We start from the raw sequence: 9994 nt of genomic DNA, 5'->3' as shown, positions 1-9994 counted from the left end.
TTTCATATAAATATCCTATTAAATTTAAAAAAAAAATAAATTTCATAAATCGGGTATTCTACTGCTCGTCACACCCCGGGTACCGAGAGTTTAAAGGACTTTCATACAACACCTCGCACTCTGTTGTGTAAGAGATACTTTGCGTTTGTATATTGAGAGTTGTGTTTGTGATTTGCTCGGTGAGCTTTCCTCACCGTTGATTGTTGGCAAGAAGAAACATAATAATCAGCATTACGAAAGTCATCACACGTTCGTATGACTCCACTTCTGTGTACTTTTAATAAGTTAATATATCCGGTGTCATTTACCATTGTAAAACAATTTTTCAGATTGCATTTATTTACAATACAATATTAAAAAATTGTTTTGAGATAAGCAAATTATTTTTTAATTTTCTCGTTCAGTCAGTTGTTACAATTGACAACCTGAAAAGCAAAAAAAACCTTCGGAAGGTTAAAAATTGCTATAAACATTCAATCCCTTCAGGATTGTTGAATATGTCGCGATTTCTTTTCCCCGCATTTCATACGGGGCTATTCACATTCAATCCCTTGCGGGATAAACACAGATAAACGTTTCCTCGCACCCACGAATAAATTCGTGGGCTATGTTTGCAAACGTATTTTAGATTTAAAATAATACAACATAACCCCTACCCCAACTCAAAAGATGTAACGCCGAAGATTTTGGGTAAGTCTATGAGTGGTTCTTCGCCGGTGTACATGCGGGCTGTCTCGAAGACTTTTTTCATTTCGTATTTGTGGGCTAAGTCAACGGCAAAGAGGTTTGCTTCGGGCGTATCGAAATAAATTAGCTCATCGGCGGCTTTGTTTGCCAATGCTTTGTAAAGCTGCTCGGCAATGTGGATATCATCGGCAAAAAGAGGACCAATTTTGTATCCTTTGCGGCAGGAACGAATCACACCGTAGCCTTTGACTCTGTTTTCTTCGTAAAAAACGTAAGAATGCGAATTTATCATTTCGAGCCAACCCTTCAGGAATTTTTCGCGTCTGACCGGAAAACATCTCGCGTCGTAATCGGCGATTTCCTGAAAATCAATAATTTTTGTATGCACGACTTCCGGTTCAACAATGAATTTATCGCCGATGCCCTCGAAACGAATATTTTTGTACGCTTCTTTGAATCCCAAGCGTTTGTAGTTCTCAACTCTTGCGACTACTCCGTCTATGCCGATATTCAGGTCTTTGAGGTAGTTAAGCGCTGCCATCCCTAATTGGGTGCCGACAACAGTTCCACGATAATCACTATCCACAATGTAAAAGCCGATAAAGCCGAATCCGTCGCCATAATTGACTGATGAAATTGTCCCGACTACTCTGCCTTTGTATTCCGCCAATAAAAACCCATGCGGGTCGGTATTATAAAAAGCAATTCCGTCGTTCAATCCGGGATTCCAGCCTTCCTTATATGCAAGGTGCATGGCTATTTCGATTTCGGGCAATTCCATTTTGCGAACAATGCAATTCATATTGATACCTTTACTTTTTGTTAAAAATTTCAGTTTTCAGGTTGTCATACTCATCAAAAGCAAACTTTTTCGATAAAGCTAAAGTTGTAAATATCGTGATTACCGACCCTGCAAAGATAGTAATAATTATTATAACTTGGTACTTAATTGCTGTCATAGGGTTGCTTCCGCTTAAAATTTGCCCTGTCATCATGCCCGGCAACCAAATCAAACCAATCACCGCCGTCGAAGCAATTACGGGATTGAATGCCTCGCGATAGGCTCGGGTGTTGAATTTCATCAGGGCTTCGTGGAGTGATGCACCGCAAAGCAAATCATATTTTAGCTTTTCATATTCGGAATTGATTTGATTGAAATATGTCCTGATGCCGATTATTGCCGCATTCAAAGTATTTCCGATTATCATACCCATAATTGGAATCAAATATCGTGCTTCGAAAATATATTCTGTGCCGATTACTATAAAACCATATACACAGCCGTTTATGACAACATTAGTTGCAATAGCGGCTAATATCGGGACGAAAATGAATTTTAGCTTCAGGTCACTTCGTTTGCTGACGGAAAGCGATGCAGCCACAATCATCACAAGTACCCAAGTCAAATTGATTAGTGGCGAATCAATCTCAAAAATCAGCTCTAAATATAGCCCAACAAGCATCAGTTGAACTATCATTCTGCCAAAGGCAATCAGTGTATCTTTAACGAGCCCTGTTTTGAAGTAGTAAAAGACGTAAATTGGCACGAGTAGAATGAGCGAGCCGACAAAAAGTGATGTCCAGGAAATGTCGTAGCCGTTCATTTTTGCTCCAACTCGGTCATACTTGTGCAAATTTCTTTCAATACAAGGTCGTGGGTAGAGATAATGATTATTTTGTCTCTCAGATTGCTTATATATGCGGCTACGATTTCTTTCGAGCGGTCGTCCAGCCCCGAACTTGGCTCATCGAATATCATGATTTGTTTGTCGAGCAAAGTTGCAATTGCGATAGCTATTCTCTGTTTTTCGCCGCCCGAAGTGCTTTTGAATTCGGATTCGAGAATGTTTTCATCAAGTCCGAGATGTTTTATCACCGAAAGTATTTGGTCGTTATTAGGTCGCTTTGATTTGTTCGATTTGAATTCAAAGCTGCTTTGGATTGTCTCTCGGACTTTGCCCGAACCGATTATATTTACATTTTGAGGGACATATGCAGTACAAGTACGGAGCGATTTGAAATCTTGTGCTTCGGCAATTTTCCCGTCTATAAGCACTTTACCGCTATTCGGAAAATCGAAGCCGCAAATCATATTGACAATGGTAGATTTGCCACTGCCGGATTTGCCAATCAGCCCGTGAATTTCGCCAACTTTGAAATTAATATCAAGTCCGGCGAAAAGTTCGCGTTCGGTAAAATTTTTATAAACTTGTTGCAATTCGATTGATTTAAACATCAACAAATTTAACGATAAAATCGCTGAGTATTAATTACGTATTTATATAAATTATGCTTATTTTTAAAGTCATTCTATTTGCAAATTTTTGAATTATATGAATTATAGCCGGGAGGAAAAAAATGAAAAAGATTGGAATCGTTTTCGGAAATGAATTGTCGTTCCCTAAGGAATTAGTGGAACGAATCAATTCCAAAACAGATAAGTTCAAAGCAGAGTCGCTATCTATTGATGCGATTAAAAATACGGAGACGACTGACTACAGCGTAATTTTCGACAGAATATCATACAGAGTTCCATTCTATAATTCATTTTTGAAATTGGCTTTACTAAACGGTACAAGGATTGTAAATAATCCTTTTTGGAATTGTGCGGATAATAATATTTTCCAATCTGCATTGGCTGCAAAAATCGGCATACCAACTCCTAAAACTGTTTTATTGCCAAGCAAAGAATTACCGGACGATACAAATGCTGACACTTTTCATAATTTGAAGTATCCTCTGAATTGGGACGAAGTGTTTTCATTCGTCAAATTCCCTGCATATTTGAAACCCAATTTTGGTCATACATCGGCAAATGCTTACAAAGTTTACAATCGCAAAGAATTTTTCTCGGCATACGAACTGACAGGAAAGAACCCGATGGTTGTCCAAGAATCAATCAATTTTGATGCTTATTACAGATGCTTTGTGATTGCAAGCAAACGCATTTTGATTGTAAAATACGAACCCGGCAAGCCATTGCATATGCGCTATGAAAAAAATAGCGAAAATATTGAGGAATCGGTTGTAAAATTGTTGACCAAGATTTGCAACGATGTTTCAAATCTTTTGGGATTTGAATTTAATTCGATTGATATTGGTTTATTGAACGGAACAGCTTACGCAATTGATTTAGTGAATCCAACGCCTCATGCCGACAAGGAATATCTTGGTGAAAGTCATTTCGAGTGGTTGATTGAAAATACTGCCGATTATTTGATTGAAATAGCATCCTCGCATAAGGAAGCGAAAAAAGATTTTACATTCAAAGAGCTGATTTTCGGTGAATCAGATAATTCAATTGCGGCAAAACCTGCAAGAAAAGCTCGTGCGACTAAAGCAGTCGCTCCAAAACCGGAAACGGGCGATGCTCCCAAAAAGAGAGGACGCCCGCGTAAGGAATCGTAATTGATTTTTAATTTATTCTTTCTATCATACGTCTAACAATTTCATTTGCTGAAACGCTTTCGGATTCGGCATTGAAATTTGTTACTATTCTATGACGCAAAACGGGCAATGCCACAGCCTTTACGTCATCAATGTCAGGAGTGAATTTGCCCAAGATTGCAGCACGTGATTTGGCGCCTAATATTAAATATTGCGACGCTCGCGGACCCGCTCCATAGCTAATATAATCCTTGATGAAATCGAGTGCGGTCTCTTCGGGACGAGTTGCAGTAACAAGTTTTACAGCATATTTGATTACATTATCGGCAACGGGGATTTTCCTGACTAAATTTTGGAATTCGAGAATTTGCTCTCCATTCAAAATTTGATTGACAACCGGTTTATGTTCGGTTGTAGTAGCACGAACGATTTCAATTTCTTCTTCGAAACTCGGATAATCAAGCCAAATATTGAACATGAAACGGTCTAATTGTGCTTCGGGCAATGGGTAAGTTCCCTCTTGTTCGATTGGATTTTGTGTAGCCAACACGAAAAATGGTTCATCTAATTTATAAGTAGTTCCGGCAGCAGTTACAGCGTGCTCTTCCATAGCTTCAAGCAATGCAGCTTGAGTTTTTGGAGGTGTTCTGTTGATTTCATCAGCCAAAACGATATTAGCAAAAATAGGACCTTTGACGAAACGAAAATGCTTGTGACCTGTGCTCAAATCATCTTCGATGATTTCCGTACCGCTTATATCACCGGGCATCAAGTCAGGGGTGAATTGAACGCGACTGAAATTCAAATCCATTGCACGTGATAATGTACGGATAAGTAAAGTTTTTGCAAGACCCGGCACACCGATTAAAAGCACGTGCCCCCGTGCAAACATAGCGATAATTAGTTGCTCTACAATTGCATTTTGACCAATGATAACTTTGCCGATTTCACCCTTTACGTCTATTATCGTTTTCGAAAGTCTTTCGAGCAATTCTTTGTCTGAAATATTAGAAGCCATGTTTCCCTTAGTTGATAATATGCAAAAATACTAAGACGAACGAACTTTATGTTAATTTACAACAATAAGATATTAAAGTTTAACCTTATTTTATTTCTAAAAGTGTTAATTTTGTTGTTTATATAAAAGCAAAAAAGAAAATCATGCTTCAGGTAATTCAGTATCAGAAAAGTGGAAAGATTTCAGTCGAGCAAGTTCCGGCTCCGGAATGCCCTCCAAACGGCATCTTGGTGCGTAATCACTATTCCTTGATTAGTGCCGGAACCGAGAAAACGACTGTTACCAAGGCAAAGAGTTCGCTCTTTCAGCGGGCTCGTCGCCAACCCGAAGATTTAAAATTGGTGCTTGATTTCATTAAAAAAGAGGGAATACTCTCTACATTCAAACGAATTAAAAACACACTCGATTCTTACAAGCCCCTGGGATATAGCTCCGCAGGCGAAGTTATCGTCAGCAAATCCGAAAAATTCCAGCCCGGCGATTTAGTTGCATGTGCCGGCGCCGGAATCGCTAATCATGCTGAAATTATCGCAGTTCCGGAAAATCTTGCAGTGAAAATTCCCGCCGGAGTGAGTGCCAAGCAAGCCTCATTCGCAACTTTGGGTGCTATTGCCATGCAAGGAGTCCGCCAAGCTCAGCCTCGAATCGGTGAATCAGTTGCTGTAATCGGACTTGGGCTTATTGGCAATATTACAGTTCAGCTATTGAAAGCATCGGGTTGCAGAGTCGCAGGCTTGGATATTGATTCCTCATTATTTGAAAATGCTAAACAATGCGGATGCGACGAAACGTTTTTATCGGATTCTGCCGCTGTTCCAAAATTAAACGAATTCACTCGTGGTGCAGGTTTTGATTCCGTAATCCTTACTGCCGGAACATCGTCAAATGTGCCTGTTGAATTGGCTATGGAAATAGTTCGCAAAAAAGGAACCGTAGTCGTGGTGGGCGCTGTTGGGATGAATATTCCGCGTACACATTTTTATCTAAAAGAAGTTGATTTCAAAATTTCCTCGAGTTATGGTCCCGGGCGATACGACCCTGATTACGAATCCAAAGGTATAGATTATCCGATTGCATATGTCCGATGGACTGAAAATCGGAATATGCAATCAATTCTGGATTTGATTGCGATGGGCAAGCTCGATACCGACATCATGACTTCTCACACATTTGATTTGAATGATGCCCATAAGGCATATTCGATGATAACGGGCGAAGTAGATGAAAAATATACCGGAATTATTCTCAAGTATGACAATTCGAAAAATGAAATTTTAAAATCAGTTACAATCGCAAAAGTCGAAAAGAATCCAAATCCGGGAATCGGTTTTATCGGGCTTGGCACTTTTGCTCAAAATTATCTGATTCCGCCGCTAAAATCTGCAAATGCAAATTTGGTAGCAGTGGCATCCAATACGCCAATCAATGCGAAAACAGCAGCCGAACGAAATGGATTTGCTGTTTGCACCACTGACGGTTTGGAAGTCATCAATCATGCTGACGTGAGCGTAGTATTTTGTGCTACTCGACATGACAGCCACGCTCAATTTGTAACTGCATCGCTCAAAGCCGGGAAGCCAATATTTGTCGAAAAGCCTCTTGCTATCAATTACAATGAACTTGACCAAATTATCGAAGCTTACGAGCTAACTAAAACACCGTTCATGGTTGGATTTAACCGAAGATTTTCAAGAGCATTTACAGAAATCAAGAAGCAAATTGCCGGCAGAACATATCCGATTGTAATGACTTATCGCGTAAATGCAGGTTTTATTCCCAAAACTCATTGGGTGCAATCGCCCGAACAAGGCGGCAGAATTATCGGCGAAGTATGCCATTTCATAGATTGCATGGTGTATCTGACCGGTTCATTGCCAAAAACTGTTTTTGCAAATAGTGTTTCGGGCGATAATATTGCAGATACCGACAGCGATAATATATCAATTGCACTTACTTTTGCTGATGGAAGTATCGGGAATATTATCTATACAGCAAAGGGTGGCGCGATGATGCCAAAAGAATATTGCGAAGTCTTTGCATCTAATGTAAGTTATATTATGGATAATTTCAATAAAATGACTATATTCGACAAAAGCAATTCGAAAATTATCGAAACAGGTGCTTTGAAAGGAATAAATGAAGAAGTCGGAAAATTTATGAATGCAATTACTACCGGAACATCTATGCCGATAACTCCGCAGGAGATTTTTGCCGTTACTGAAGCAACTTTCGTTGCTGTCGAATCACTCAAAACCGGGTTGCCGGGCGCTCTAAAATATACATGGAATAAAACTACTGAGGTATCATGAAAAGAATAACACTTGTAATTTTGACATTTTTAATTTTAACAGTCGTTCAAATTTTTGGATATACTCCGTTAAGCCAATCAAATATCGAAGAAATTGTTCCTTCGACAACAAGGTTAGTGACTGATTTGTCGGGCAATTGGGAGCATTCTTACAACGAAGTTGATTGGAGTCCGGTTAGATTACCGTATTCCGAAGAATCCAACCGACAAAGTGTTTACAGGCGTGCAGTGGTTCTTCCGGAAAAACTTTCAGAATCATATTCGTGGCAATTATTTTTCCTTGGGATTGACCACCAAATCGAAGTCTATTGGAATGAGCAATTCATCGGTCGTTATTTTGGCGGCTTGGTTCCATTTGAAGTCAAAATCCCCGATAGAGTAATCAAAGGTGGCACAAACTCAGTCAAACTTGTGATTTCGTCTGCCAAAAGCAGTACAAAGATGATTCGAACTCAGCATCTTTTGGCAAGAAAAATTTATACCGGCGTAATTCGCGAGATACTTTTATGCGGAACGCCTCATGTGTGGATTTCCGATATTGGTCTCAAAACCACTTTCAACGAAAATATGAGCATAGCGAGTATCGCTACAAAGGTCAATGTAAGTGCCGGAAACTTGAAATATCTCGCTATTAAAAAACCCGAAAATGATTCGATTGGCATAATTTCCACAAATAAAGAAGAATATACGGTAGATGTAAAAGTCAATTCTGCCGATGGAACTTTGCTATTGAATTCCGAACAAAAATCTTTCACGATTGAAAGCGAAAGAACAGCAATTGTTCCCGTCTCCTTTTCCATTCCAAATCCTAACCTTTGGAGTCCTGATAATCCATATCTATACGTTGCTGAAATTACTGTTTATAAGGGTGGAATCAAAATTGATGATTATACTCTCAACTTCGGTGTCAAAGAGCTTACTATCATAAAAGATGAGAATAAGCCACAAATTTTGCTGAACCGAAAACCGTTTAAAATTAAAGGTGTGGGCTACATTGAGGATATCTCAAATGGTGGACAAACGCTCTATTTCAAGAGCATGGTGGACGACATCGAAATGATAAAAATTTTGGGAGCGAATTTTATACGAACGAAATACTCTCCGCCACACCCGCTTTTTGTGAATTTATGCGACCGCAATGGTATTTTGCTCGGGATAGATTTGCCAATTTACGACACTCCAATTCCGCTTTTGAATATGGATGAAATCCAAATTTATACTCTAAATATTGCCAAGCAATTCATTAGCGTATATGACAATCATGCGAGTGTCTTTTCTTGGATTATTTCCGATGGTGTCCCCGAATCTGATAATGCTAACGGAACTTTCTACGATAAAATTATCGAAGTTTTCCGCAAAAATTCTAACAAATTGTTAGCTAAAATTATCCCTTTCGGATTTTCGAATGTTCATACAGAAGGATTCGATTTGATTGGTTTGCGAGACGCAAGGATGAACAACAATTTGTTCGATGCGGATGAAGAATTTGCAAAGCTCAAAAAATCTGTTCGCGGTTTGCCGGTGTTCATGAGTTATGGTTCTTTGATTCAACCTTTCAATCATAACGGATACAGCGACCCACTTTCGATTGAATCGCAGTCGTATAAAATTTTGAATACATTCAAAATCGTTAACAACAACAACGGTTCAGGTAGTTTAATTTCAAATTTCAACGACTATCTTCAGCATAATCCGATTTTAACAATTAATGGCGACGACCCCTATCTCAATACTGCCGGTTTGGTTGACAGAGAAAGAAACCAAAGATTGACTTATTCTACTGTTCAGGCAATTTTCAATGATGAAAAAGACCCATTGTTGAACGCCGGAAGCCACCGAGAATCTACTCCGATTTCATTCATTGCAGTAGGGCTTGTGCTCGGAATCTTGTTGATTTTGCTCGTTAATCGCTTCCGACGCTTCCGCGAATATTTGCTCCGTTCTTTGCTTCGCCCGTATAATTTTTATTCGGATATTCGAGACCAACGCATCATCTCCTCTTTGCAAACAATTTTGCTTGGAGTTTTGATATCGCTCACAGTAGGTATATATCTGGCTTCGATATTCTATTTTTACAAAGATAGTTTCGTTTTCCAATACATCTTAATGCTCATTATCCCAAGCAAGGCACTGCAAATAGCCTTTTACAAGTTGATATGGATGCCGGAAGTTACTTTTTTGATAATATCGGTCATCAGTTTAGCGTTAGCATTTTTGACTGCACTTATAATCAAGGGATTTTCGTTGATATTTCGTGCGAGAGTCTATTTCAATGATTGCACAGTATTGTCGTTTTGGGCTGCATTGCCGGCGATATTATTATTGCCTATATCTATTATTTTGATTAGAATACTTGCGATGGCGCCATCAACAATATGGATATTCATTTTGTTGTATCTCTTTACAAGTGCATGGACAATAGCAAGGCTTTTACGCTCAACCTCAGTTTTGTTTGATGTGCCGACTCATAGGGTCTATTTTGCAGGCTTGATGTTATTCCTTTTGTCAATTGGTGTTCCACTTGTATTTTATCAAATTAATAATTCGATATTGGCTTATGCTCAGTATTTTATCCAAATATTCTTAAGTTAATT

The 9994-nt window shown here is 39.0% G+C and carries 7 protein-coding genes; 3 read left to right on the top strand and 4 right to left on the bottom strand.

The annotated features are described in order from the left end of the window. Nucleotides 1–652: 652 nt before the first annotated feature. The 3 genes from M9949_14095 to M9949_14085 are packed head-to-tail and all read right to left on the bottom strand — an operon-like array spanning nucleotide 653 to nucleotide 2923. On the bottom strand, nucleotides 653–1489 hold the full coding sequence (locus M9949_14095; protein ID MCO5252534.1) for a GNAT family N-acetyltransferase: 837 nt from the start codon (nucleotides 1487–1489) through the stop codon (nucleotides 653–655). Nucleotides 1490–1499: 10 nt separating this feature from the next. Beyond that, nucleotides 1500–2291 (bottom strand): ABC transporter permease, encoded by a 792-nt coding sequence (locus M9949_14090; GenBank protein ID MCO5252533.1) that lies wholly within the window; start codon nucleotides 2289–2291, stop codon nucleotides 1500–1502. After that, on the bottom strand, nucleotides 2288–2923 hold the full coding sequence (locus tag M9949_14085; GenBank protein ID MCO5252532.1) for an ATP-binding cassette domain-containing protein: 636 nt from the start codon (nucleotides 2921–2923) through the stop codon (nucleotides 2288–2290). The genes M9949_14090 and M9949_14085 overlap by 4 nt, the downstream gene beginning before the upstream one ends. Nucleotides 2924–3045: 122 nt before the next feature. On the opposite strand from M9949_14085, the gene M9949_14080 reads away from it, so the two are divergent. Further along, nucleotides 3046–4095 carry a hypothetical protein gene (locus tag M9949_14080; GenBank protein ID MCO5252531.1) on the top strand — a complete coding sequence of 350 codons (1050 nt, stop codon included), beginning with the start codon at nucleotides 3046–3048 and terminating at the stop codon, nucleotides 4093–4095. Between the two features lie 7 nt (nucleotides 4096–4102). Here M9949_14080 and M9949_14075 read toward each other — a convergent pair whose 3' ends face one another. Continuing rightward, nucleotides 4103–5092: an AAA family ATPase gene (locus M9949_14075; protein MCO5252530.1), complete on the bottom strand. Its 990-nt coding sequence runs from the start codon at nucleotides 5090–5092 to the stop codon at nucleotides 4103–4105. A gap of 143 nt (nucleotides 5093–5235) precedes the next feature. On the opposite strand from M9949_14075, the gene M9949_14070 reads away from it, so the two are divergent. Both M9949_14070 and M9949_14065 read left to right on the top strand, forming a co-directional pair. Continuing rightward, nucleotides 5236–7401 carry a bi-domain-containing oxidoreductase gene (locus M9949_14070; GenBank protein MCO5252529.1) on the top strand — a complete coding sequence of 722 codons (2166 nt, stop codon included), beginning with the start codon at nucleotides 5236–5238 and terminating at the stop codon, nucleotides 7399–7401. After that, nucleotides 7398–9992, top strand: a complete 2595-nt coding sequence (locus tag M9949_14065; GenBank protein ID MCO5252528.1) for a hypothetical protein — start codon at nucleotides 7398–7400, stop codon at nucleotides 9990–9992. The genes M9949_14070 and M9949_14065 overlap by 4 nt, the downstream gene beginning before the upstream one ends. Nucleotides 9993–9994: the final 2 nt, after the last annotated feature.

This window comes from Candidatus Kapaibacterium sp. (assembly GCA_023957315.1).
GTDB lineage: Bacteria > Bacteroidota > Ignavibacteria > Kapaibacteriales > UBA2268 > PGYU01.
This window is presented reverse-complemented; position numbering and strand designations above follow the sequence as displayed.